The organism is Marinobacter sp. bablab_jr003, assembly GCF_016464245.1.
Lineage (GTDB): Bacteria > Pseudomonadota > Gammaproteobacteria > Pseudomonadales > Oleiphilaceae > Marinobacter > Marinobacter vinifirmus.
Genome location: NZ_JADARC010000088.1, coordinates 1 through 1,103 on the forward strand (window position 1 = coordinate 1; position 1,103 = coordinate 1,103).

1 protein-coding gene and 1 pseudogene are annotated in these 1,103 nt (G+C 53.6%); both read left to right on the plus strand.

All coding sequences use genetic code 11. From position 1 onward, the window contains the following. On the plus strand, window positions 1-180 hold a 180-nt coding region (locus tag H3Z84_RS07985), incomplete at its 5' end, for a transposase (RefSeq protein WP_416226082.1). 6 nt (window positions 181-186) lie between these two features. After that, a pseudogene (locus H3Z84_RS07990) lies at window positions 187-1,086 on the plus strand (IS3 family transposase); the annotation flags it as partial. Between the last annotated feature and the right edge of the window lie 17 nt (window positions 1,087-1,103).

Here is a 1,103-nt window from a genome sequence, read left to right on the forward strand (position 1 = left end):
AGCAACGAGAACACCAATCGTCTGTTACGCCAGTACTTCCCGAAGAAGACCGATTTATCGGGCTATTCCCAGAAGCAGTTAAATGAATTTGCACGGAAGCTGAATGAACGACCGAGGAAAACACTCGACTACCTGACACCTGTGGAGAAGCTACAAAGTATATTTGCGTTGACCGGTTGAACTCACCACCGCTCTCTTGATGTCGGACTCCCTGAGCAATTCTCGATAATCGAGCGACTTGAAGAGAGCCATGCGGTGCAGCATCTGTGTCAGGTGTTTGGGGTGCATCGCAGTAGCTACCGGGCCTGGCGCAGCCGGGACAGCAGGCCCTGCGAAACGGAGCAGGAACTGCTGGATCAGATTGTCGAAGCGCACGAGGCCAGTAACGGTTCGGCCGGCGCTCGTAGTATTGCCCAAATGGTTACGCAGGCCGGAATACCGCTAAGCCGTTACCGTGCCAGCAGACGGATGAAGCAGTTGGGATTGGTGAGCACGCAACCGCCAAGTCACGCTTACAAAAAAGCGGATCAGCCGCACCTGGATATCCCGAACCTTCTGGATCGGGAGTTCGATGTGAAGGAGCCCAATCAGGTTTGGACGAGCGATATTACCTATATCTGGACAGGTGCACGCTGGGCTTATCTGGCAGTGATCATCGATTTATTTTCTCGTAAACCGGTAGGCTGGGCAATGTCTTTATCGCCCAATACGGAGCTGGTAAAAAAGGCTTTGACGATTGCCTACGAATCACGCGGAGAGCCGTCGGAAGTTATGTTTCATTCGGATCAGGGCTGCCAGTACACCAGCCTGGGTTTCCGACAGTTGCTCTGGCGGTACCAGATGAAGCAGAGCCTCAGTCGCCGGGGAAATTGCTGGGATAACGCCCCAACAGAGCGCTTCTTCAGGAGCCTGAAAACAGAGTGGGTGCCGGAAACCGGGTATCCGTGCTTTGCCTCGGCGAAGCAGTCAATAACGGACTACATGATCGGTTATTACAGTGCCCTTCGCCCGCATAAGCATAACGAAGGACTGCCGCCGAATGTGGCTGAGCAAGCCTACTGGAAAGCTCAAAAGACGGTGGCCTAAAACACTTGACCACTACA